General features: G+C 42.5%; 26 protein-coding genes. 10 read left to right on the top strand and 16 right to left on the bottom strand.

Annotated features, from left to right (window positions below; genetic code table 11):
• Window positions 1–79: 79 nt before the first annotated feature.
• Together H6G69_RS15955 and H6G69_RS15950 are read right to left on the bottom strand one after the other, a co-directional pair.
• Window positions 80–790 (bottom strand): TIGR04283 family arsenosugar biosynthesis glycosyltransferase, encoded by a 711-nt coding sequence (locus H6G69_RS15955; protein WP_190688812.1) that lies wholly within the window; start codon window positions 788–790, stop codon window positions 80–82.
• A gap of 934 nt (window positions 791–1,724) precedes the next feature.
• Window positions 1,725–1,862: a hypothetical protein gene (locus tag H6G69_RS15950; RefSeq protein ID WP_190688809.1), complete on the bottom strand. Its 138-nt coding sequence runs from the start codon at window positions 1,860–1,862 to the stop codon at window positions 1,725–1,727.
• A 235-nt stretch (window positions 1,863–2,097) separates the two neighbouring features.
• On the opposite strand from H6G69_RS15950, the gene H6G69_RS15945 reads away from it, so the two are divergent.
• Window positions 2,098–3,333: an LL-diaminopimelate aminotransferase gene (locus tag H6G69_RS15945; protein ID WP_190688806.1), complete on the top strand. Its 1,236-nt coding sequence runs from the start codon at window positions 2,098–2,100 to the stop codon at window positions 3,331–3,333.
• A gap of 54 nt (window positions 3,334–3,387) precedes the next feature.
• Here the strand turns inward: H6G69_RS15945 and H6G69_RS15940 are convergent, their stop codons facing one another.
• Window positions 3,388–4,848 (bottom strand): DVUA0089 family protein, encoded by a 1,461-nt coding sequence (locus H6G69_RS15940; RefSeq protein ID WP_190688804.1) that lies wholly within the window; start codon window positions 4,846–4,848, stop codon window positions 3,388–3,390.
• A gap of 908 nt (window positions 4,849–5,756) precedes the next feature.
• Here H6G69_RS15940 and H6G69_RS15935 point away from each other — a divergent pair.
• From H6G69_RS15935 to trpE, 5 genes are all read left to right on the top strand, one after another.
• Complete coding sequence (locus H6G69_RS15935; RefSeq protein WP_190688801.1) at window positions 5,757–7,763, top strand: DICT sensory domain-containing protein; 2,007 nt, start codon at window positions 5,757–5,759, stop codon at window positions 7,761–7,763.
• A gap of 151 nt (window positions 7,764–7,914) precedes the next feature.
• Window positions 7,915–8,211, top strand: coding sequence for a BrnT family toxin (locus H6G69_RS15930; RefSeq protein WP_190688798.1), 297 nt, complete (start codon window positions 7,915–7,917; stop codon window positions 8,209–8,211).
• Window positions 8,201–8,485 (top strand): hypothetical protein, encoded by a 285-nt coding sequence (locus H6G69_RS15925; protein ID WP_190688795.1) that lies wholly within the window; start codon window positions 8,201–8,203, stop codon window positions 8,483–8,485. The genes H6G69_RS15930 and H6G69_RS15925 overlap by 11 nt, the downstream gene beginning before the upstream one ends.
• Window positions 8,486–8,709: 224 nt before the next feature.
• A complete protein-coding gene (locus H6G69_RS15920; RefSeq protein ID WP_190688792.1) occupies window positions 8,710–9,129 on the top strand; it encodes a photosystem I reaction center subunit II PsaD in 420 nt (139 codons plus the stop codon).
• A gap of 129 nt (window positions 9,130–9,258) precedes the next feature.
• Window positions 9,259–10,773 carry an anthranilate synthase component I gene (trpE, locus tag H6G69_RS15915; RefSeq protein WP_190688789.1) on the top strand — a complete coding sequence of 505 codons (1,515 nt, stop codon included), beginning with the start codon at window positions 9,259–9,261 and terminating at the stop codon, window positions 10,771–10,773.
• A 54-nt stretch (window positions 10,774–10,827) separates the two neighbouring features.
• Here trpE and H6G69_RS15910 read toward each other — a convergent pair whose 3' ends face one another.
• A complete protein-coding gene (locus tag H6G69_RS15910; protein ID WP_190688786.1) occupies window positions 10,828–11,376 on the bottom strand; it encodes a hypothetical protein in 549 nt (182 codons plus the stop codon).
• A 592-nt stretch (window positions 11,377–11,968) separates the two neighbouring features.
• Between H6G69_RS15910 and H6G69_RS15905 the strand changes: the two genes are divergently transcribed.
• Complete coding sequence (locus tag H6G69_RS15905) at window positions 11,969–12,607, top strand: pentapeptide repeat-containing protein (protein WP_190688782.1); 639 nt, start codon at window positions 11,969–11,971, stop codon at window positions 12,605–12,607.
• Window positions 12,608–12,642: 35 nt separating this feature from the next.
• Here H6G69_RS15905 and hisC read toward each other — a convergent pair whose 3' ends face one another.
• Window positions 12,643–13,692: a histidinol-phosphate transaminase gene (gene hisC / locus H6G69_RS15900; RefSeq protein WP_190688780.1), complete on the bottom strand. Its 1,050-nt coding sequence runs from the start codon at window positions 13,690–13,692 to the stop codon at window positions 12,643–12,645.
• 744 nt (window positions 13,693–14,436) lie between these two features.
• On the opposite strand from hisC, the gene H6G69_RS15895 reads away from it, so the two are divergent.
• Both H6G69_RS15895 and H6G69_RS15890 read left to right on the top strand, forming a co-directional pair.
• Window positions 14,437–15,396, top strand: coding sequence for a hypothetical protein (locus H6G69_RS15895; protein ID WP_199336040.1), 960 nt, complete (start codon window positions 14,437–14,439; stop codon window positions 15,394–15,396).
• A gap of 22 nt (window positions 15,397–15,418) precedes the next feature.
• Entirely contained in the window at window positions 15,419–15,772 is a 354-nt protein-coding gene (locus H6G69_RS15890; RefSeq protein WP_190688776.1) for a hypothetical protein, read from the top strand.
• Between the two features lie 73 nt (window positions 15,773–15,845).
• Here H6G69_RS15890 and H6G69_RS15885 read toward each other — a convergent pair whose 3' ends face one another.
• From H6G69_RS15885 to H6G69_RS15835, 11 genes are all read right to left on the bottom strand, one after another.
• Entirely contained in the window at window positions 15,846–17,336 is a 1,491-nt protein-coding gene (locus tag H6G69_RS15885; protein WP_190688774.1) for a catalase, read from the bottom strand.
• A gap of 448 nt (window positions 17,337–17,784) precedes the next feature.
• Entirely contained in the window at window positions 17,785–18,033 is a 249-nt protein-coding gene (locus tag H6G69_RS15880) for a hypothetical protein (protein WP_190688771.1), read from the bottom strand.
• Window positions 18,026–19,222: a transposase gene (locus tag H6G69_RS15875; RefSeq protein ID WP_190688768.1), complete on the bottom strand. Its 1,197-nt coding sequence runs from the start codon at window positions 19,220–19,222 to the stop codon at window positions 18,026–18,028. Before H6G69_RS15875 ends, H6G69_RS15880 begins: the two co-directional genes overlap by 8 nt.
• A 296-nt stretch (window positions 19,223–19,518) precedes the next feature.
• Window positions 19,519–20,013 (bottom strand): hypothetical protein, encoded by a 495-nt coding sequence (locus H6G69_RS15870; protein WP_190688764.1) that lies wholly within the window; start codon window positions 20,011–20,013, stop codon window positions 19,519–19,521.
• A 4-nt stretch (window positions 20,014–20,017) separates the two neighbouring features.
• Window positions 20,018–20,467, bottom strand: coding sequence for a hypothetical protein (locus H6G69_RS15865; protein ID WP_190688762.1), 450 nt, complete (start codon window positions 20,465–20,467; stop codon window positions 20,018–20,020).
• Window positions 20,468–20,540: 73 nt separating this feature from the next.
• Complete coding sequence (locus H6G69_RS15860; RefSeq protein WP_190688760.1) at window positions 20,541–21,071, bottom strand: hypothetical protein; 531 nt, start codon at window positions 21,069–21,071, stop codon at window positions 20,541–20,543.
• Window positions 21,053–21,325 (bottom strand): hypothetical protein, encoded by a 273-nt coding sequence (locus tag H6G69_RS15855; RefSeq protein ID WP_190688757.1) that lies wholly within the window; start codon window positions 21,323–21,325, stop codon window positions 21,053–21,055. Before H6G69_RS15855 ends, H6G69_RS15860 begins: the two co-directional genes overlap by 19 nt.
• Window positions 21,325–21,834 (bottom strand): hypothetical protein, encoded by a 510-nt coding sequence (locus H6G69_RS15850; RefSeq protein ID WP_190688754.1) that lies wholly within the window; start codon window positions 21,832–21,834, stop codon window positions 21,325–21,327. The genes H6G69_RS15855 and H6G69_RS15850 overlap by 1 nt, the downstream gene beginning before the upstream one ends.
• Before the next feature lie 11 nt (window positions 21,835–21,845).
• On the bottom strand, window positions 21,846–22,097 hold the full coding sequence (locus H6G69_RS15845) for a hypothetical protein (RefSeq protein ID WP_190688750.1): 252 nt from the start codon (window positions 22,095–22,097) through the stop codon (window positions 21,846–21,848).
• The gene (locus H6G69_RS15840) at window positions 22,084–22,560 is read right to left on the bottom strand and encodes a helix-turn-helix domain-containing protein (RefSeq protein ID WP_190688748.1); all 477 of its coding nucleotides are present in this window, start codon (window positions 22,558–22,560) and stop codon (window positions 22,084–22,086) included. Before H6G69_RS15840 ends, H6G69_RS15845 begins: the two co-directional genes overlap by 14 nt.
• Window positions 22,535–22,846, bottom strand: a complete 312-nt coding sequence (locus H6G69_RS15835; protein ID WP_190688745.1) for a hypothetical protein — start codon at window positions 22,844–22,846, stop codon at window positions 22,535–22,537. Before H6G69_RS15835 ends, H6G69_RS15840 begins: the two co-directional genes overlap by 26 nt.
• A 373-nt stretch (window positions 22,847–23,219) precedes the next feature.
• Here H6G69_RS15835 and H6G69_RS15830 point away from each other — a divergent pair, with 373 nt between their 5' ends.
• Window positions 23,220–23,609, top strand: coding sequence for a hypothetical protein (locus H6G69_RS15830; RefSeq protein ID WP_190688742.1), 390 nt, complete (start codon window positions 23,220–23,222; stop codon window positions 23,607–23,609).
• The last annotated feature ends 51 nt before the right edge of the window (window positions 23,610–23,660 follow it).

The raw sequence follows: 23,660 nt of genomic DNA, 5'->3' as shown, positions 1-23,660 counted from the left end.
ATTCTAAATAACTCTTAAATTCTGACTTCTAACTTCTGTGTGCTGAATCCTTACATATTATCTTTAGATGAGAAACAGCTTAAATTCTCTTAAATTTTTCCCGACGATACCAGCTACGAATTCTTTGCGGGGAAACTCCTAGTAAATAAGCAATCACAACTATTTGATTTAGCAGCGTAGTTTGCAAAACGCCTTTTTGTAGCCATCTCCTAGGGGATGTGATAACTGGTGTGTTAATAATGACAATGCGCCCTGTAGACTTTAAACGCTGCATTAGTTCAAAGTCTTCCATAATTGGTAGTTCTGGGAAACCACCGATTTGTTGAAATATTTTTTTAGTGACAAAAATTGCTTGATCTCCGTAGGGCATTTGGAAAAAACGCGATCGCCACTTTACACCCCATTCTACTAATCTTAAGCTGAAATTGGACGCATCAATCTGTAAATCAAAAGCTCCCGCTACCGTTGTTGTTTGTGATAGTACTTGGCGAATCTGCCCGTCAAAGCCAACACTTAGGCGTGTATCTGCATGAAGAAATAACAGAATTTCACCACTAGCCACAGCTGCGCCTGCGTTCATTTGCACAGCACGCCCAGGAGATGATGAAATAACTTTGACACCCATAGACTGAGCAATTGCGATTGTGTCATCACTAGAGCCACCATCGACCACAATTATTTCTATGTTTGCACTAGTTTGAGTACTAGCGATCGCTCCTGAAATATTCCCGGCTTCATTCAGTGTCGGAATAATAATCGAAATCGGAGTCTGAGTAATATTTTGCTTCACAAACTATCACAGTTATTATTTTGTAACTAGTACAACAAGGCAAAAGTAAAAAGAAAAAATAGTGATACCACAAGCCTTTTAGCAAGTTCAGATGGTCTGTTTATTTACGCTAACCTGTACTTGATAATTTTACAAGATGTCTGCACTGTTAATTTTCTCTGACGTTGGAGAATAATTATCTGACTGTTTCCCACTTTTATATTCTATGTATTTCCATCGATACTATATTTAATTATTGCTAGTTTTGCTGCAATACTCAGAAATATTTCCGAAAATGAAGTTTGTTGCAAATTGTATCAATATTTCCTAACTCAGGATAATAAAGGTTAACATTAACCCGTAAATTCGCACCAAATTAATTATTAGTATATTGCTCAAAGTGAAATGAAATTGCGTCAAGCTGACTAAATAATCCGGCGAAATTTGAGATAAAGAATCATATAAATTTTTAGGTCTTGTACACCTAAATTTTAGAGAATGACAATTTGAGTTATGACAAAAGTCATAGATTGATTTGTGACTTTTGTCAGAAGTATTAAATGGTTGCTTGGGATTTAATACTAACTATTGGTGGCTCAATAAGCAAGAAATTAGCTTGTTTCTGGTAACGAGTTAAATAATTGGCATTCAGGGAAAGCCCAATCATTATCTATTTTCTCACAGTCAAAGGTGAGTAAATAGTTTATTGATTGACTTTCCCTATTTAATAAATTTTGCATATTCACTAACCAGACCAAGTTAATTGCTTAATTATCGCCACATTGCATTTTGCTTTGTAGGAGGAAAGTTGATGAGTTATTATGATTTTGATGAACATTTTTGGTCGCCTAAAACAGTGTGCGCGCAGTCAAAGCTAAAAAATTCACCGAATCAAACTAGCAAAAGAAGTTTACTGGCAATTATATCAACTGTATTGATTGCTGTTTCTTTAGGTTTAAGCTTCAAACTTTTGGGACTCATCAATAACAATAATTCCGCCACGAATAGTGCTAGTAACAATTGCTTGTTCTTCAAAGGTGATGCCAAAATGCAAGTCTATTGCTCTCAGATAAAATAAAAGTTTTGCTCTCATTCTCTAAAAGAGTAAGTCAGGGCAGAATACTTTTAAGCTAGTCGTCATTTAAATTGCACCATATTCATGGTAGTAAAAGCTGCAAACCCTCTCCCTTGCTCCCTGCCCCCTGCTCCCCTGCAGTCTCAATGTGAAAATTAAACGATTAACAGCTTAGTAGTTTGCCCGGATAACCCTACGATCGCCAATAGCAATTAGCTGTAAGCTGTTTTAGTGGCTGTTTTACTATCTACTTATGGCGACAATTAACGAAAACTACCTGAAGCTAAAAGCTGGTTATCTGTTTCCCGAAATTGCCCGACGAGTCAATGCTTTTGCAGAAGCTAACCCTGATGCTAAAGTCATTCGCTTGGGAATTGGCGATGTCACCGAACCATTACCCCAAGCGTGTCGCACAGCAATGATTAAAGCTGTAGAAGACATGGGCGATCGCGCCAGTTTTAAAGGCTACGGCCCAGAACAAGGTTATGCTTGGTTAAGGGAGAAAATAGCCGCGCAAGACTTTCAAGCCAGGGGAGCCGATGTAGACGCTTCCGAAATCTTTATTTCCGATGGGTCTAAATGTGACACAGGCAACATTCTCGACATCTTTGGTAACAACAACATCATCGCTGTTACCGACCCTGTGTATCCCGTATACGTAGATACTAATGTGATGGCAGGTCACACAGGCCCAGCCAATGATAAAGGCGAATTTGAAGGTTTAGTTTATCTGCCAATTACCGCAGAAAACAACTTCACCGCAGAAATTCCCACACAAAAAGTTGATTTAATCTACCTGTGTTTCCCCAACAACCCCACAGGTGCAACCGCAACTAAAGAACACCTCAAAGCCTGGGTAGACTACGCCAAAGCTAATAACTCAATTATTTTCTTTGATGCTGCCTACGAAGCATATATAACAGATCCGACTTTACCTCATTCTATTTATGAAATTGAAGGGGCGAGAGATTGTGCCATTGAATTTCGTTCCTTCTCCAAAAATGCCGGCTTTACCGGAACTCGTTGCGCTTTAACAGTTGTACCCACAACCCTCAAAGCCAAAGCTAGCGATGGTTCTGAGGTAGAATTGTGGAAATTGTGGAACCGTCGCCAGTCTACTAAATTCAACGGCGTATCTTACATCGTACAACGCGGTGCAGAAGCAGTTTACTCCCCAGAAGGACAAGCACAAATCAAAGCCTTGATAAGTTTCTATTTAGAAAACGCCAAAATTATCCGCGAACAACTCACCACAGCAGGTATCGCCGTTTATGGTGGCGTGAATGCACCTTACGTGTGGCTAAAAACTCCCAACGGCCTTTCTAGCTGGGATTTCTTTGATAAATTACTGCATACTTGCAATGTCGTTGGTACACCTGGTTCTGGCTTTGGGGCTGCGGGTGAAGGCTATTTCCGCATTTCTGCATTCAATAGCCGTGAAAATGTCGAAGAAGCAATGAAGCGCATCACCGAAAAGTTTAAGGTGTAAATGGGCAATTCTCAGCCAGAGAAGCAATTCTCTGGCTGATAGCTGGACTAGATTTTAGACAAAAGCAAAACCACTGCTAAAATCTGAAATCGCAACTCCTTGAACAACTGCAATTAAGTCGTTGTTAAAAGATATTCCTGTTCCCAGCACATTATTAATAGAGATTACACCCAAACTTAGGGGATTAGCCTGAACCCCAGTCAGGGCAATAGTGTAGTTTCCACTTGAAAACCCAGTACCTGTAAAACTGCTGAGTGGTGAACCACTACCAACCCCAGTTGGCCCCACAATTCCAGGGCCAAAGCCTGAAGGGAAAATCAGCCCTCCTGCACTCACAGGATCATTGTCGTAGCCAGAAATAGCTAGAAAGTAAGTTCCAGGGGCGAGAGTGGTGGACTCTAGCCTAGATTGAAAACTATCAGCTTGGTCGTCGTTGGCAATTACCCCAATGCCATTTTTATCAAACAAGAATAACTGCGTATCAAAATTAGTGCCAGCACCGACTGTTGAAGCAGAAAATGTTCCACCACCACTAATTGTAATTTGGAACAGGTCAACATCGTTGCCGCCAGAAAGTGTTCCTGTGATAGAGTCTAAAGTCCCTAAACCGTTAGGAATGACTTGTGCGACAGCAAGAGACTGTCCCGCATCAGCGATTTCAGCTACACTAACACTAGCTGTCTTGGTAAATGATGATAGTTCGATAATATCCTCATTGATGTTGAAGTCAGTAATCAGGGCATAGTCACTATTACCACCATTGTCATAGTAAAGATCCGTCCCTGTACCTAGTACAAAGGTATCTGCATTCGCCCCACCAGTTAAGGTATCAATTTCGTTGAAAGATACAAATCCAGAGGCGAATGGTTCAACTCCAATTAACCTATCAATGCCATTACCACCTGAGAGTTTATCGTTGCCAGCCCCACCAATTAATGTATCTGCACCATTTCCCCCAGTGAGTGTATCATTGCCAAAACCAGTTCCACCAAATACTATGTCATTGCCGTCTCCGCCCTGGACAAGATCATTCCCACCATCACCACTGAGTTGATCGTTACCGCTCCCACCAGATATATGGTCGTTTCCAGAACCACCAAAAATGCGATCGCGTCCAGTACCGCCAGCAATGATGTCTGCACCATCTCCCCCATTAATGTTGTCATTGCCAGCATCACCATTGATCAAATCCTCTCCCGCACCCCCAAAGATGCGGTCTCCGCCATTACCTCCATAAATGATGTCATCACCATCACCCCCATTGATTAAGTCAATACCATTACCCCCACTAATTACGTCATTGCCAGCATCACCATTGATTTCGTCATTACCATTCCCACCATCAATGTTATCTACTCCATCTCCGGCAATAATCAGGTCATCTCCATTTCCACCAAAAATTTGGTCATCACCAGCTAGAGCGATGATCGTATCATCACCAGCCCGTCCAAAAATGCGATCGCTCCCAATAGTTCCAGCCAAAAAATCAGACTCATCTGTACCATAGATAGCCATGTGTTTTTTCCTTTAATTTTGCGGAATCATTTGAAAATTCACTGTTATTTAGGCCAGTTGAGGAACATCACCACTAGGCTTGAACTCTAAATTAGACTCCGATTTAGGAGGGAAAGACATCACAGCAATATTCGATGCTATAGAGCTTGAAGCCTTTTCTCAAAAACCCAAAGTTAGCTAGGCTTTGTTTAATTAAGCACAACAAAACCTAATTTTAGAGTTGGCAAACAAGCCCTAGATTATTACCAGTGTTGGATTATTTGATTAGTTGAGAATTATCTCAACTATGCTTTCTTTTAGTTGACTCTAGCCCAGCAACTAACACCATAATGATATCTTATTAGCTTTTTAAACATTCTAAAATATTTCTTAAGGTAGATGTTATGGCAAATTTGGTTAAATTCTGATTAAAACTACAGTTTTTTGGACTAGATTAGGACTTACGTAGAATGAAGGGTTTTAAAATAGTTAATAAGTTTCAGTCACCCTGAACGTAGTAGCTTATGATTTAAGAGATCCCAATGTTCACCATAGATAAACGGTCAAGTTGACTGCATCTGCGGCGCATGGCTATGGCACGTCTATGCTGTCCTTAGATGCAAATCGCTTGGATTGCCGTTTTATGTCTATTTTTGACTCTCCGCTAGAACATTTGTAAAGAAAGTTACAGTGACTTTCCTCGGGCATTATGGCAGAAGTAATTTGCCATCTCAAAGCTACTAAGTCTAAACTCCAGATACAACAGCATTGAGTCAACGCAAATCCCTTTCTGCTGCCTTTTTGAAGAGTGCTGTTTAGGATTCTTTACATAATACAACTGTCTGCTGGGTTTAAGAGTCCATTGTAGTTTGTACAATGCAGCTGTGACTTGGATTTTTTTTGTGAAAGTGGCTCCTTAAACAATATTCATGAGCATTTCGACTTCCGTGCTGAGTGATCTGCTACAGTCCATTCCTTACCTCCGGCCCCAGCTATATTTCAAAGCTTCGTTAACTGCTCTCTCCCATGCAATGGAAGATCAGGTTTTGGCTGCGACTTTAGATAAGCCCTTGGTAATTGCGAGCTTTCAGCGAGAACGATTTTATCGCCAAGAGGCTCATCGTTATCAACGTTTAGCGCAGCGTAGTAATCAAATATACGTTTTATCTGCACCAGAAACGGACTTTGCTAATAGCTCGGAATACTATGAAAAGGTAGCATTTGAACCAGATGATGCTTTAACTCAAGAGTGGCACTTGGTAGTAGTTGCAGATAACTATGCTACTTGCTTGGTGTGCCGAGAAAGCCTTGGCTCGATTACCAAAAATCAGCAAATACCAGAATTTAGTTCTGGTCTAGATATGGACACAGCGCGGAGATTTGAGGGGATTTGGACATCCGAGCGAGGAGTTAGCCTCAAAGCCGCACAATTACTTTTAGACAGGATTTTAATTTATCGACCAGACCTAGCAAACAAAGTTAAAGAAGCCCGCAAAAGGTTTGGCATTGGGGAGCAAAGAGTTTATTCGCAAATTGGCCAAGCAGAATTTGCTTGTGATATCGATACAGACCCCTTTGTGCAGCGGTTGGTGACTTATTTGCAAGCTAGTCAGTATAAACTGCATAAAGCCTATCGCTCAATTATTGGCAAAGCACGAAAAGAACGTTTAGTCAACTCTATTAGTACAGCAATTCGGCGATCGCTTGATCCCCATCAAGTATTACAAATCGCTGCCCAAGAACTCGGTCAACATTTAGAAGTCAATCGCTGTTTAATTTACCGCGCTCAAGCAACGCAAGCCTCAGCCACAATTGAACATGAATTTCTCACTCCCGGAATTTTGTCTGTATATGGGCAAACTTGGGAGTTAGATAACAATGCTTTGTTTCAAGAGGTTGTTCAACAAGGTGAAGGTGTGTGTGTGGCTGATACAGCCAATGACTTTCGGATTAATAATTCTGCGGCTCTGACTATAATTGCCAAAAAATTTAGTATTCGTTCTTGGTTGATAGAACCAGTGTTATCTCAAGGACGATTACTAGGCATTATTGAGTTACATTATTGCAGCTTACCACCTCATCAATGGCAAGCAGGGGAATTTGATTTAGTCAAAGCGATCGCCACGCAAATTGGAGCCGCCTTAATTCAAGCAGAAGCCTACGCCAACCTCGAAGAACTCAACAAACAGCTAGAAGCCCTCGACCGTACCCGTAGTAACTTGATAGCCATCACAGGACATGAACTGCGTACCCCCTTATCGACCATTCAAGTTTGCCTAGAAAGCCTCGTCAGCGAGCCGGATATGCCTTTGGAATTGCAGCAGGTAATGTTAAACACAGCCCTGGCAGATTCCGAACGGATGCGAAAACTAGTGCAGGACTTTCTCACCCTGTCTAACCTCGAAAGTGGACGCGTAGAATGGCATCCTGAATCACTCACCTTACAAGAGTGTGTAGATTTAGCACTCAGCCGGACTCGCGCCCGCCCCACAATGAACGAGCCACCGAAAATTAAAACCCAAATTGCGGAGAATCTGCCCTTAATCAAAGCCGACGGTGATTGGCTAGTGGAAGTATTAGCCAAGCTCATAGACAATGCTTGTAAATTTACGCCCTCTAGTGGTCAAATTTCTATCAAAGCCACTTACAACGGTACTCAGATGGTTGAGGTGACTGTGGCTGACACTGGACGCGGTATTGAACCAAATCGTTTGGAAGTGGTATTTGACCGCTTTTATCAAGAAGAAGGCGCACTACGACGTACCGCAGGTGGTACGGGTTTGGGTCTAGCAATTTGTCGGCAAATTGTCAATGGTTGGGGTGGAGAAATTTGGGCAGAGTCTAAAGGTAAAGACAAAGGCAGCCAATTTCATTTCACTATTCCCATTGTTCAAGGTAGCCAAGAAGAAAAGCGCTCAAAGGTTAGGAGTAAATAGTCAATTGTCAAAGGTCAATATCTTAAACTTTGTAATATGCGGAAGAGTTCTGTCTATTATACTTTTTCGGACAATTGAGATGCTTGTCAATATACCTCTTAGATAAAAGTGTATTGACAATGTAAATACGTTTTACCTATACTACCAAAGTATGGATGTGTATTTCGTACTCAATGGCCTTACCTTTGTTTGGAATGACGAAAAAGCTAGGATAAACCCGATCAACCACGATGGTGTCACTTTTCAACAAGCTACAGAAGCTTTCTTCGATCCGTTGCTGGTAGTTGTTGATGCGAGTCGTAATGATGAGCCGCGAGATGCTGTGATTGGTTTAGATAGGCGATGGAATCTCTTGTACGTTGTTTACATTGAGCGTGAAAATGACATCATTCGGATAATTTCGGCTCGGAAAGCGACACGTAAGGAGCGAGACTATTATGAAGATTGAAGCCTTAAAAAAACGACTGGACAAAAACCGTCCTATGACTGCAATTACAATTCGCATTCCCGAAGATGTGATTGAAGATTTAAAGCGTATTGCACCATTGCTTGGTTTTTCTGGGTATCAATCTCTGGTACGTGCTTATATTGGTCAAGGACTGCGGACGGATTTAGAACGCTTAGAGGGCGATACAATATCAGCTTTGATTGACAGTTTAAAGCGTCACGGTGTAAGTGATGAAGTGCTTCAGGAGGCACTTAGCGAAGTTACTCAGCGTTAACTTATGGGTGAAGTAATCCCGTTTTGTAGAGTATTTCAGTTTTTGAGATGTGTTAATCGTTTTGTGACTCAAGATTTTTAGTGAAGAGTTAAGTTGACAAATCTTTAGTCTATAGATTATGGAGTTTTGACTTTCGACTAAAAACTGTTACAGACTATGACGCGATCGCAATATGATCGTAATGGCGGTGTTACGATGCCCTAAAAACCTTGAGAGAATGCTCTATGGCAGAAACACTTTCTGGACAAACTCCACTGTTCGCCGGCAGCACTGGCGGCTTGCTCAACAAAGCAAAAGAGGAAGAAAAGTACGCTATTACTTGGACTAGCCCCAAGGCGCAAGTATTTGAACTACCTACAGGTGGCGCTGCTACCATGCACCAAGGTCAAAACTTGCTTTATTTAGCGCGGAAAGAATACGGCATCGCTTTAGGCGGTCAACTTCGCAAGTTCAAAATCACAGACTACAAAATCTACCGGATTTTAGCTAGCGGCGAAACCACCTTCATTCATCCAGCTGATGGTGTATTCCCAGAAAAAGTTAACCCAGGCCGTGAAAAAGTGCGTCACGTTGCCCGTAGGATTGGCCAAAACCCCAACCCATCACAACTCAAGTTTAGTGGTACAGCTACCTACGATGCTTAGGGACTAAAAGGGATCGAGGAAGTAGGAAGTAGGAAGTGTGAAGTATGAAGAATAAAACTTAATACTTGAGATTTTATGCTTCTGCTTCCTCAGTCCCTAATCTCTTCAATTAAATCTCTGTAGTAATCTATGATTTTTCCCGATTTCTCTGATTTCTCTGCGCTAGCTTCGCAAGGTAATTTTGTCCCGGTGTATCAAGAATGGGTAGCAGATTTAGATACACCTGTCTCTGCATGGTACAAAGTTTGTGCAGGTCAGCCTTATAGCTTTTTGCTGGAATCGGTGGAAGGCGGTGAAAAAATCGGACGCTACAGTTTTGTAGGATGCGATCCGTTGTGGGTGTTAGAAGCTAGGGACGACAAAACAACCCAAACCCACCGTGATGGTTCGCAGGTGGTGTATGAAGGCGATCCTTTTAGTGCTTTAGCCCAATGTTTAGAGCCTTATCAGCCAGTCAAATTACCGCAATTACCACCGGGAATTGGTGGCTTGTTTGGGTTTTGGGGGTATGAATTGATTCGCTGGATTGAACCGCGTGTCCCTGTCCATCCCCAGGATGAGCGCAATATCCCTGATGGGTTGTGGATGCAAATCGACCATTTATTAATTTTTGACCAGGTAAAGCGCAAAATTTGGGCGATCGCTTATGCTGATTTACGCGACCCGAATGTAGATTTACAAGCAGCTTATCAAAAAGCTTGCGCGAGTGTGACCAATCTAGTCAGCAAGTTATCTCTACCGCTATCACCGCAAAAAACTATCCTAGAATGGACTCCCCCAGGTCAAAGGACTGGACAAGCAGAGGTAGAATACACTAGCAACTTCACCCGCGCCGAATTTTGCGCCAGCGTCCAAAAAGCAAAAGACTACATTAAAGCTGGCGATATCTTTCAAGTTGTCATTTCGCAAAGACTTTCTACCGAATACACAGGCGATCCTTTTTCTCTGTACCGTTCCCTGCGTCAGATTAATCCTTCGCCTTACATGGCTTATTTCCACTTCCAAGACTGGCAAATTATTGGTTCTAGCCCCGAAGTGATGGTCAAAGCCGAACGTGACCCAGATGAGGGAATTATCGCCACAGTCCGTCCCATTGCGGGGACGCGTCCACGGGGTAAGACTACTCAAGAAGATAAAGCCTACGCTGAAGATTTACTCAAAGACCCCAAAGAAATTGCCGAACACGTCATGCTAGTGGACTTAGGACGGAATGATTTAGGGCGAGTTTGCCAAAGCGGTAGCGTCAAAGTAGATGAACTGATGGTAGTGGAACGCTACTCTCATGTGATGCACATTGTGAGTAATGTGGTAGGTAAATTAGCACCAAATAAAACTGCTTGGGATTTACTCAAAGCTTGCTTCCCCGCCGGGACAGTGAGCGGCGCACCCAAAATCCGCGCGATGGAAATTATCAACGAATTGGAACCAAGCCGACGCGGTGTTTATTCTGGGGTGTATGGGCATTACGATTTTGAAGGACAATTAAATAGTGCGATCGCTATTCGGACAATGGTAATGCGAGATAACATTGTCAGTGTGCAAGCTGGTGCAGGCTTGGTAGCTGATTCTGAACCAGAAAAAGAATACGAAGAGACCCTCAATAAAGCTAGAGGAATGTTAATAGCGATTCGCTGCTTGCGTTAAAAAAGCAACTACATATCCAAAGTCCGAGACCAAAAAACTATCACCTGTAACCTCTCAGCTATCTCTATCTTGAAAAGCTGGGTCAACAATACGCCACTCTTGAATACCCCGACGTTTGAGAATTGCTTCAGCCAGCAAAATATCATTTTCTGTGCCTTCGATAGCCACTAAGTAATTTCCTTGAAATACTTCGTCGTGATAAAGTTCAGCCGCTTCTTCAGGTAAAAACCAACCCCGCAGTGCGCCAATTAAACCACCAGCCGCAGCACTAGCACCACTTCCTAACAGCGTCGCAAAAGCCGACTCCACCGCCAACGCCGGGCCAAAACCAGGAATTAGCAAAATACCAAAACCTGCCACCAAAGTTAGTAAGCCTGCGGTTCTAGCACTGGCTAACGCCCCCATTGCTGCGCCTTCTGCTTGAGCCACTTTCATTTCTTTGGTATTATTACTATCCTTTGTTTCATTATTTTCAGGCTTTCGAGTCACTACAGAAATCTGATTTATCGGAAAGCCACTATTTTTTAACTCTTCGAGCGCCTGTAATACCATTTCACGGTTGCGAAATATGCCAATGGCGTGATGGCTTTTATCTGTAGCCATTTTGCCTCCCAGAATAGATTAATTAATCTACAAAGTTTTAGCTTTGCAAGAATTATTTCTAGTGTTAGCCACAAAGATGACTGAAAAATGACCATCCATAGGCCAATACAGTTCAGTTAAGGCAACAACTTAGACTGGTGTAGGTTGGGTGGAGGAACGGAACCCAACATTCACGCATACTTTGTTGGGTTACGCTATCGCTACACCCAACCTACTATTCTCTTAACTGAACGGTATTGATCCATAGGCAAAATTTTTGCCATTGTGAGCCTGAAACCAAACAAGACATTAAGCAAACTACTCTAGCCTCAAGTCCGCAGCCTCAGCACCTCTTCCTCTTGACTCAACGAAAATTCGACTATTCCTATCTCTCATATAACGAGGAACTATCAGTCAATTGCTGAGAAATGATTGTGAGTTTGTAACGATTTTGTTATATTTCTTTACATATAGAGATATAAAACATCTCCAGAGTTTTACATTGCTGACGGCAGACCAGACCTTTTTCCTCGTCTTCAATGTAAAAGTCCAACAAGGTGCGTAGTTGCTAAGAATGTTTTTGCTGTAAACGATTATTTGGAAGGCAGGCTGTATGGATGCTGATGAACTTCTCAGACGCTATCAGGCAGGAGAGAGAAACTTTACTTCTGTATGCCTGCACTCGGTGAACCTAAGCGAAGTGTGTTTAGCTGGCATTAATCTGAGCCGTGCCAGTTTAGTGAATGTGACCTTATCTCATTCTATGTTGCGAGGAGCTAACTTAATTGAGGCTAATTTAGCTGCGTCTTACCTGTGGCGAACTAACTTTAGTGGCGCAAATTTAATTTGGGCTAACTTAAAAGCGGCTAATTTAATTCGAGCCAACCTCAGCGAGGTAGATTTACACAAAGCTTCTCTACAAAAAGCTGACCTCCGTTTAGCCCAACTGCAAAACGCTGACCTCAGTGGTGCTGATTTGAGCGGTGCAGACTTAAGCTACGCTAACCTCAGTGGTGCTAATTTAGTCGGTGCAAATCTGAATAGTGCTAACTTAACTGGCGCAAATTTGAGTCAGGCTGATTTGAGTTATGCCAGTTTGAGCAAAACTATTTTGTTCAAGGCTGACTTGAGTGATGTTGATTTGTCACAAGTAAATCTGACAAAAGTTGATTTGTATGACTGTTTGCTCAGTAATAGTCATGAATTATTTATACCTATACAAGAAGAAAAGGAGCTAGAAACTCAGGTATAATGCCGTTTTATTGTGATTTTCAAATTAAGAAATTGTCACATTAAAGCTTTTATCGCATCCACTAAAACTTGATTTTGCTCATCTGTACCAACTGTGATGCGGAGTTTATCTAAAAGTCCAGGGTGGGGGAAGTAGCGAATGAGGATTTGTTGTTCTTTGAGTTGTTGGTAGATAAATTCGGCGTTTTTTTGGGGTGGTTGGACTAGTAAAAAGTTGGTGTGTGAGTCCCAAACTTGGAAATTTAATTGTTTTAAATTATGGGCTAGTTGAGTGCGTGAGGCTGTAATTTTGGCTATGCAGGCATTTTTATAAGCTTGGTCTTTGATGGCTGCTGTGGCCACTGCACAGGCGATCGCATCAATGTTATAACTATCCTTGACCTTAAATAATCCTTGTAACAGCTTGGGACTAGCTACACCAAAACCCAAGCGCAAACCTGCTAAGGAGTAACCTTTTGATAAGGTGCGGATAATCATCACATTTTCATATTCTTTGACCAAAGTTAAGGCATCCCCTTCGGCGAAATCTACATAGGCTTCATCAATAACTAAAACCCCAGATAACTGACGGGCGAGTTTTTCTAAGTCTTCAAGGGGTACAACATGACCAGAAGGACTGTTAGGTGATGCAATGAATGTGACAGCACCATTAGCAGCAATTAATTCAGCGACAGGTAATTTATAGTCTTCACTGTAAGGAATTTCGACAATATCAGCTGCCTGCATTTCTGTAAGTGTACGGTACAAAACATAGGTGGGTGTAGGATAAACTACCTTGCGTCCTGGTTCAGTACAGGCGCGCATGACCACATTTAAAATTTCGTCACTACCATTACCAACAATCATCCAATCACTTGGCACGCCTAACACTTGGCTGGCTGCTTGGCGGAACTCTCCCCCAAAGGGTTCAGGGTAACGTCGCAACCACTCACCATCAATGTTTTGTAGTGCGGCTAAAGCTGCTGGTGAGGGAGGGTAAGCATTCTCATTACTGTTGAGTTTAATAACTTGAGTACCACGTTTTGGCTGCTCACCTGGAATGTAGCTAGCCATTGCATCAACATTAGCTCGGAAAAAATTGGTCATACCTTCACACCGACAGCAAAAAACGCGCGAAGGAGTATTTTAGCTTGTGAATGAGTATCAGAGCTAGATGAATGAGGCTCCACTGTTCTTCCCAAAGAATTTGCCCAAGCTATCAATGTACGTGCTCCCAGGTATTGTCACTAGTAATAGGGGCGTTGCATAAATGCGGGATGCTCCCAGCATTTTTAGCAAGGTTAACTATCGATGTTTCGCGCAAAGGCGCAAAGGCGCGAAACAAAAAACATCCCTCTAATCAGCAACGCCGTAATAGGCAGTTACCAACACCAATCACTGACACAACATCTCTCCCCAGAATAGACTGCAAATACCTGGTTAATAAAAAGTAATAATTTATTTAAGCTGAAATACTATCGTAATTTTACTGAGACTGCTATATTCATTTAAAAGCTGTTCTGCAATTTTTAAGTACGGGTGCAATTTGTTTAAACTCAACGAGTATAAACACTCTAAGGTGATTAGTTGGGTTTTGATCAACCATTAAAACTAAACGTTCGTGTAAGTAGCGATTAACTAAAACATCGCTTCAAAGTTTAAGCAATCTTCGTTGCAAACATAAACCCGATTTTATTAAATCAATAGAAAACCATAGGTAAAGCACAAGCTACACCTAGGTATTGATATTTGTCAAAACAAGACATCAGCTAATCAATATTGAGGAAAGCAAGAGAATTGCTATCAATCTGATTAGTATTTCTTGCTCGATATAGCAATTTTCAGCCATGTATGAAAGAAACCTATAGTTATGAAGTTTTTAGAAGTCAAAAATTGTTGATAAAGGAGATTAACATCAAATCTAAATTTATTGTCAGAGCCTCAATTATATCTTTTATTGGAGCTTCATTAGTTGCCTGCGGTGCTTCCCTAAAAGAATATAAAAAGTTTGCCAATGCTGGACAAGAATATGCATCTGCATTAGATACTTTATTGGTCGCATCAGGAAAATATGCTGTTGATGCAAATTCTGAAAAGTTGCTGCGTAATCGTTTAGAAGATACGGCAAAAGAAACTGAACAGGAGAATCGGCAAAATTACAATGAAACTACTAAACAAGATCAGCAATGGCTGATGTTAATTGGACGAATGCGTCAACATACTGATTTACTCAAACGTTATTTTATTGCTTTAGAAGATTTAGCAACATCGGATGCTCCAGCACAAGCGCAACAAGTTACAGAGGATATTTTCACTCAATTAAATGATGTCAGCATAAGTATTCAAGCTATTCCTCTTGTTTCTGAGACAGTTGGCTCTGCTTTATCGGAAATTCCTCAGATGATATTAAGTAACAAAATCAAAGGTACGTTAAGAAAAGAATTAAATATGAGAAAAGAAACGATATATAAGGAGCTTGCTATTCAAGAATTTGTGCTTGAACTTCTTACTATTCAACTACAAACTAATTTAAAAACTATTCAAATGAATCAAGAATATCGTTTGCTGTTGAAACCTTATACGGCTGGCGAGCCAATTAGTAACCCTGACGAATGGATAAAAAATCGGCAAGATATTTTGACAATGACACTTTCGATAGAGGCTTTGAATAATGCTAGTGAATCAGCCAAAGATTTCAAAGAGGCTTTTCAGTTACTCCTAGAAGATAAGTTTACTATTTCCCGAGCTAACGAACTTTTATCTAATATAAACTCTTTACTCAAAGTAGCTGAAGAAATCAAAAATAACTAATAAAATAAAGGCGGACTGAATTATGTCAGAGACAGTTTCTAATATCGATATCAAGAAACAATTAGATTTTCTTAAAAAAATTAGTAGCCTAGAGGAGAAATTATATCAAAGTGGTATTGAAGATGAATTTACTAATCCAGAGCAAAAAAAAGAATTTATAAAGCATCGTCAAAAATGGACGATTTTTGTGAATAAAGTCAAGAATAATATTGGTGCTGTTCTTGTCAACAAACTGGAGCAAAATGAGCAAGGATTTGAAGATGGTATTAAAACAATAAATCAAGAAATTCAAGCAATCAATGATACTGTAGGTTTCTTAGGAATTTTGAGTCGGACGATTGATATTGTGGAGAACATTGTTCGTTTGGTAATCTGATATCCTTTACGTAACTGGCACAAATAGCGGGTAGAGATGTCCTCTACCCTGCAAAAATTTCAATCAGATCAGGCTACACCCCAACTGCTTGAGCCGATTTCGACAACATTGATGGGTCTATCGCAATTCCCAAGCCTTCAGCCACACGCCGACCATAATTGATGTCTGCACGGAAGAAATGGCAGAGTTGGCGCATTTGCAGATCCTGTCTTGCTTGACTCAAGCTACCAACAATATTTTGAATTAGGCGTTCTTGTTGGTCTGGTGTCATCAGCCGATAAAGTTCTCCGGCTTGGGTGTAATCATCGTTACCTGCACGATGGTCGTAGCGATCGACTTTGACGTTGCCTAAATCCAAAGCTGGCTCGGCATAAGTGCAATTTTGCTTTGCTGCATCCTCGTAACTATTCGGTTCATAGTTGGGGGAATTGCCGCCGTTGTTACCTAATGCCATCGCACCATCACGTTGATAGTGCATCACGGGACACTTCGGTTGATTCACGGGTAGTTGTTGATAGTTTGCACCGATGCGATAGCGGTGAGCATCGGGATATGACATAATCCGCGCTTGCAATACCTTATCAGGTGAGAAGCTAATCCCCGGAACGACGTTAGAAGGAGAAAAAGCAGACTGCTCAACTTCCGCAAAGTAGTTTTGGGGATTGCGGTTGAGTTCGAGAGTACCCACATCAATTAAAGGATATTCTGAATGCTTCCACACTTTGGTTAAGTCAAAGGGGTTATCCTGATGGTGTGCGGCTTGTTCTTCTGTCATCACCTGAATGCAGACTCGCCATTTAGGATAGTCGCCGCGCTCAATAGAGTCAAATAAGTCACGGGTTGCATGGTCTGGGTCTGCTCCCTTGACACGAGTTGCTTCTTCGGCGGTGAAGTTTGCAATTCCTTGAATGGTTTTGAAATGGAACTTACACCAAACCCGTTGTCCTTGGGCGTTGATTAAGCTGAATGTATGGCTACCATAACCGTTCATGTGGCGGTAGGATTTGGGAGTACCGCGATCGCTAAATAATATTGTCACTTGATGCAGAGATTCTGGACTAAGCGACCAAAAATCCCACATTGCATTAGCATCTTTGTAATTAGTTTGCGGATTGCGCTTTTGTGTATGAATAAAATCAGGAAATTTCAAAGGATCGCGGATAAAGAAGACTGGGGTATTATTACCTGCTAAATCCCAATTACCTTCTTCTGTATAAAACTTAACTGCAAAACCTCGCGGATCGCGTTCTGCATCGGCTGAACCTTTTTCGCCACCTACTGTCGAAAATCTTAGCAGCACAGGGGTTTGCTTACCGATTTCTGCAAAAACTTTGGCTTTACTATACTGAGTAATATCATGTGTAACAGTGAACGTACCAAATGCTGCTGCGCCTTTTGCATGGACAACACGTTCAGGAATTCTTTCGCGGTTGAAGTGAGCCAGCTTTTCCATCAAGTGGAAATCTTGCATCAGGATAGGGCCACGCTCACCTGCTGTTAGAGAGTTTTGGTTATCTGCAACAGGAATACCATCAGCGGTTGTCAATGTTTTGGGATCTGCCATAGTAAATGATTCTCCAGTAATTTACTTAGAGGTGAAGATAGCGGACTTATTCATAGTCGTTATGAGTTTGTTTATTTATCGTAGTCGTAACGACTATGAGATAACCAGCATCAAACAGAAATCGCAACAAACTGTAATATTTGATCTATCGCTGAACAGGAACCAGGGTTAGTATCAGGTTGAAAACTAGATTCCGCAAAAAATCTCTGAAAGTTTTAAGAAATCGCAGCTGGTGATAAATGTACTTATGTCTAAAGGTATATAGGAATCTGGTTTGATTTCTGGGTCTAGTTGTGTAGTTAGGGAGTAGGGTTAGGGGAATAGGAAAGAAGATTTATCTGGGTGTACTGATTTTTTCTTAAATCAAATATGAGTCCCAGAGAAGAAAAGGATTTTCCACAGTGTGCTTATTTCCTGTTCCCCGTTAATCTGACATAGCACCTTCACTCTAGTAAGGTAAATCTTGATAGTCTTCTTCCCAGTCATCATCATCGCAAGGCATAAAGCCTAGACAGACTGGGTGATATCTCAAGACAAATTGACCACTTGAGGCGATAAACACAATAGGGTGTGCTTTCTTGCCAATAGGTAGCAAGCAACGAGAACACAAGCAACCACTGTCACCAGGCTCACGATATTTAGTAAAAGTAACGTCTGTGGGCAGTGGTCTAAGTTGGGGTGGTAACTGGTTACTCATGACTCAACACTTTAACTAATTCACGGAACAACAGCCGCGCACCAATCGCGGCAATTTTCATTCTTACCAACCTGACCGGGCGGCCTGCTTCTTTCTCTGCAAGCAGTTTCTCACCCAAAAATTCACCAATGTCATTTTTGAGGCGCGATCGCTTGGGTTCGAGTCGGGTGTAAACCCACTGCCACAGAGACAGCCGGCACAGGTCAGACCCGCCAACAACTTTGGTTTTGCGCTTATCGCCGGATGCCTCTAGGCTGGGAGCCACACCTAAAGCCTTCTGAAATCGCCTCAGTGATAAGTGTCGTTTGGTGGGTTTTTTGGAGTTTCGCCCCTGGCGGATGCGAACTTCGGGTTTACCATCTTCACCGAGGAACCCTGAAAGCGGGTAAATCTGAGAGATAAGAACTGCTTTTAGGCGATCGCCAAACCCGAACCTGTGGAAAACTTCAACATAAGGCTGAAACCTTTCATCAGTCAGTAGTTGAGCCAATTCTCTCTCAATGATGATTTCTTCGCGTTGCAAGTCACACAATCGTTTGGCATGAAAGCGAACTGTGCTTGTAATCCCAAGCCCAGCAGTAGTTTGATAAAGATTTTCATAGCGTTTGGCTTTGCGTTCTTGTGCAAGCCAACCCCAAAGTAAAGGCACTTCATCCCCATCAAGCCGCCGCCTTGACTTAATGTGTGCAGTTTCGGGGAACTGCCACGCCAAATCTTGACGCAATCTATTAATGATGGGACTTTGGACGCGGTTAAGGTGTGCAAGTCTCAGCACCAATTCTCGAATCCTGACAATTTCATGATCACGAATTTGTACAAATCGCTTAAGGTCGTTGCAATAGTCAAAGTAATAGCAAGCTAAGGCTAACGCGTCTGCATCGTCGTCTTTGTCGGGTAAGGCTAGATGATGCGCTCGGTAGTTTTTTAACTCCCTGTGACCTACTAAGCGCACCTCAACACCTGCGCGTGCAAGGTGAGTACCCCAAAGCTTACTATAGTTAGTCCCTGTTGGCTCCATAATCGCAATGTCCGGGTTTAGTTCCAAAAGCTGTTTGATTCCCGCGCTGTTGGCACTGAACTTAAAGAACGGACAATCATAATAAAATTGACGTGGCACATCAGGCTTAACCGTCAACAGGCAAGCCGAAACTGAGGACTTGCTAACATCAAGTCCTAAAACTCTAATCATTTTGTTTTCTCCTGGGTGGTGTTTGTTGTCCCGTGGTCAATGCCTATGAATCACCCGTAAGCCAGAAAGCTTGTTTCACTCTCAAGGCAATGCCAGCAGCTGCAACTGCTGGCGACACAGGGAGGGAAGACGACACAAGGACAGTAACCGAGCTTACGAAGACTAAAAAGCCATAAGCTTGTTTCAGACTAAAAGCCCTAAGTTACTGCTGGGTGTGCTGTGCGGTTGATTTGGACTCATACCGCGACGTGGCGGCGGGCCACGTTTCGCCGGGTGAGTCAGCCCGGCTCATCAGGCTAGTAATCACCCTCCTCAACAAAATATGTAGTTAAATCGTTCTCAATTACTGCTTCTAGTTGTTCCAAGGCTGGCTCAAGAATTCCTTTGAGTTTTTTATCTGTAGAATCATTGGCCATTTCCTCAGCAGCTATCAGTTTTATTCCTGACTCAATTTTGTTTTTGATGTTATGTAATGCTTGCCAGATTTCGTAATAATCCCAAGCTGGATCAGGTGCGATGTCTACATCAAATTCTGGGTGAAAACCTCTTTCTATAATTTCTCTAACATCACCAGTAAAGTAATCAACTATTGGCTGAATTGATTCTCTTACTACGTCTCTACTTTCACCATTATTATTTGGATGTCTAAAGGCTAATTGAAGTTGAGCAATGATAAAAAAAGCAGCTTGTTCAGAAATGTTGATAGGAATGTTGTTGAGGTTACTAAGCTGACTTATAGCAGCTTTATACCAGTTAAATTCTTCTTCATTGAATGATGAATTATCGGTCATAAATCTACTCCCGTTCACGAAAATATCTATTAAATTCACTGCTGATCACTTGGTCGATGCTGGCAATAACTATTTGCGGTTGAGATTCCAGCCTCAGAGATGCAGTAATGCGACGATTGCGTAATGCTTGCTGAATTTCTGGACTTGCTAAAGCTATTTCTGCATCTGCATAATCTTCAGCCAGATAAGGAAATACAATCTCTTGAACTTCAGCCGATGCAGTTCTAATAATGTCCATCATCTGTTTTTTGCATTGCTCAACTGGATCGGGGATATAAAATTCAACCCGAACACCTTTTTGGGTAAGCATTCGCTGAACATCTGCGGCTCTTGAGGCTTTCTCGAATACAGCTAAATTCGCCTGATCAGCCACGGGAATTCGAGCGACTAAACCGCGTTCAGTCACTCGAATTGCATCTTTTATAATTTCCTTCCCTCGGTCAATCGCTCCCATAAAATTATGTGATATTTTTTACTTTGTTATTGATTCGTCATTGGGCGATCGCACCACACCAAGCGATCGCTTTTTACCATCCGTTAGCTTCACCCTCCTCTAGAATTTCAGCTAGTCGTTGCTTGCCCTTTGCCCATTGCCCGCCGCCAAGTCGCAACACATTTTCTATGACGTAAGTTTCACCCCTGGCTTCAAGCAGTGACTTCACAGCTAAATACAATGATTTTTTCTGTGAAGTTGAAGCTGAAGTTTCATCTTCACGTTCTGCGCTTTCCTCTCTGTATAAGTGGTCTAGGCTTTTAACTAACTCGTCTTTGACTTCAGGCGGGTAAGTCCCATAAATTTCATAGAGTGCTTGTTCTTGTTGGCTGGTGTGCAGTGCAATTTCTACATCCTCAAGTTCTTGATTCATAACGCCCAGCGCAATACGCCGGACATCCTGAACCATTAACCGTCTAGACTCTTGAACAAGTTGCACTGATGCAACAAGGGCGAAACTGTAGCAGATACCTTTGGCAATTTTGGGGAGTGGAGAAAGTGCCGATAGCCAAAAAGCAAATGTCCCAGCCAGCAAGCAGTTCACCTTTAACCACCTATCAGCCATGTCATCACCCCACCAAGCAGAATAGAAAACGCGATCGCAATTAGCAAGGCGTAGTAATCGGGTTCGGAAAGTTTGAGGAATTGCCGGGCTGCATCGTCAGTTAGCAAGCCAAGTGCTAGTGCTGATGTACTAACAATGTAGACAACCCACATCACACGGAACAAAGCCGGGTGTATCGCCCCTAGCCAAGCCACAAAGCTAGAAGCGATACAACCTGTTAGGAACCAAGCCCCCAGGTGTATCGCTTTGGCCATTACTTGACTGCCTTAACTTTGGCTATCAGTTCATCAATGCGTTTTTGGGCATTGTTCTCAGCCCGGTCAAGTCCGTTACCCAACCGCGCATATTCAGGACGCAAGGCGTGAAGATGTCGAGCCGTTGCAGCGTCAGCCCGTTTTTTGGTCAATTCCGAATCAGCTACACCTCTTATATAGTTGCGGTGCTGTTTGTGAACTGCTGCGTCAGCTGCCTCAATTTTCTTGAGTGATTTATAAGCTCGTTTTGTCTGTCTCGCCCCCTGAGTTTTTTCGGTTGCAACTTGTTTGAGTGCATCAGCCTCAGCTTTGTTGAAGTAGCGTGGTGTATGATTGACGGGTGCTGTTCTCACTGTTTCCCAGCTTCCCGCGTTCAATGGGTTGATGACTGTTGGATCTGTTGGGGATAGCACCCGATTTTTATCTATGGCATGGCCCCCGGTTGATAGTGATGATTGGTTGGTATTGTTCGATTTTCCAACTTTGGTAATTCGTGCCAAGACTCCCATGTTGTTTACTCCTATCTACAAACTTGGTCTTTGACTTTTTCTAGTTGCTGGCTTTGGGCCTGCATTTCGCGTAACTTCACCTGATCAACACTTTGGTAAGTTGCGATCGCTCCGAGGCTCAAACCGCCAATTAATGCAGCTGCAACAAACATCATGTAAGGTGCTGCGCTGCCTGTTGCGGGTGGTGTGGTGTCTACTTCTGGGTAAAATTCACCCGTGAACGGTACAACTTTACCCGCCGGCTGTTGCTTACTCTGTTTCATCGTCATTGCGCCCCAACAACATCGGCTGATAAACGGGTAGCAGTAGATGATTTGTTCCGGCGTTGAGTGCAGCGCGTACCGAATTTGCAACGATAACGCGCTCCTCTGGTGTCGGCTGTTCCCTCATCAGCTTGATTCGCCGCAACACTCGACCGGGTAATTGTCGCCAATATTCCAGCGCAAGTGCTTGTGCATCTGTCTCTAACAGCGATTCGAGAAAATCAACTGCATCATCATCTGCATCGGATTCTGCATCATTGCCCGTTGCATTTTTTGGTGCAGTTCGGCGCGATCGCAACATTTCAATCCCGGCTTCTGTCCACAATTTTTGGCCGTGTTCATCCACCACAACATGAACATCAATTTGAAACACTTCAGGGTGTCGGCGTAACCAACTGCGAATAGTGCTTTCTTTGATGCCCGTGATTTCGGCAGCTTCAGGAGTTGTGTACAGTTGGGACATAAGCCGGACTCCAGCGAATATGGTGTATCAAGGCTTCTAGCAATCCTTCTTGGTCACTAACTGGTAGCTGGCAACAAGCGTTAGTTGCAACTGTGAAAATCTCATTGTTAACGCCACCGTATGCCGATGCAGTGCAACACAGATGAGATGCAACAGCACAAATTAAGTACAGTTTCTCGTGCTTATTCATGCGCTCAAACCTAGACCCGTACTGCTCTTGCAACTTTTCCAGGTAAGAATTATCGCCTGGTGTGTAACTTGTCCAATAACTAATGGGCTGATTCATGTACAATCCTCATAAGTTCAATACAACGTAAATGCTGGCACTACTCCCGCCAGCATTTTTAATGCCAAAATTCCATAGCGGGTCTTTGAATCGCTCAATGCTACAGGCCGCTAGCTCTGTCTGGTTTTGGAATTGTAAGTTTTGGTGTAAGTTTTGGCGTAAGTTTTTGAGTCAGGTTGTTTCCACGCAAGGTCTAGGCGTGGGTTATGCGCTCCGGTAGATGCAACACGAGGTCTAGGTGTTGGGGAGCAAATGCGTTGTGCAAGGTTTTGTCTTTGCTAAACTAATGCTAGTATAATGCAAAGACAAAACCTGTCAATGGTTTTGTATATACAAAAAAAGTTTTGCAAAGATAAAATGGGGCTATCGTTAAGTGACTTACAAGAATGGCAAGACCCAAAAAACTAGCAGACGACGCGAAGACAGTCAACGTAAGGATGAGTCCAGAGGACTGGTCAAGTATGGAGGTCATAGCTCAATCGATGGGCATGACCAGATCGGACTTGCTGCGCCACATTGCCCAGGGCAAGATTTCCCTGGGCAAACCAGTAAACAACCAGGAGAAAATGCTCCTGGGAAAATCTTAGAGCGTCTCGAATTTATCGAGAACGCTCATCTCCAATATGTTGATGACCATGAACGGCATTTACAAACTCGCCTAACACAGAGTAGAGAACAAAAGGAAGTTTTTAAAAAAGCAGTTCTAGAACTGAAGCAAGAAATATACGATTTAGTATCTACTGATAAAACCGAACATACTTAAAACCGTCTGCCCTAGGGGTAAAGGCGGTTTTTTCATGCGATCGCACCTGTT

It is taken from the genome of Nostoc sp. FACHB-110 (assembly GCF_014697425.1).
In the GTDB taxonomy this organism is placed as follows: Bacteria; Cyanobacteriota; Cyanobacteriia; order Cyanobacteriales; family Nostocaceae; genus Nostoc_B.
The sequence above is the reverse complement of the archived record's forward strand: the minus strand, read 5'-3'. Positions and strand labels throughout refer to the sequence as shown.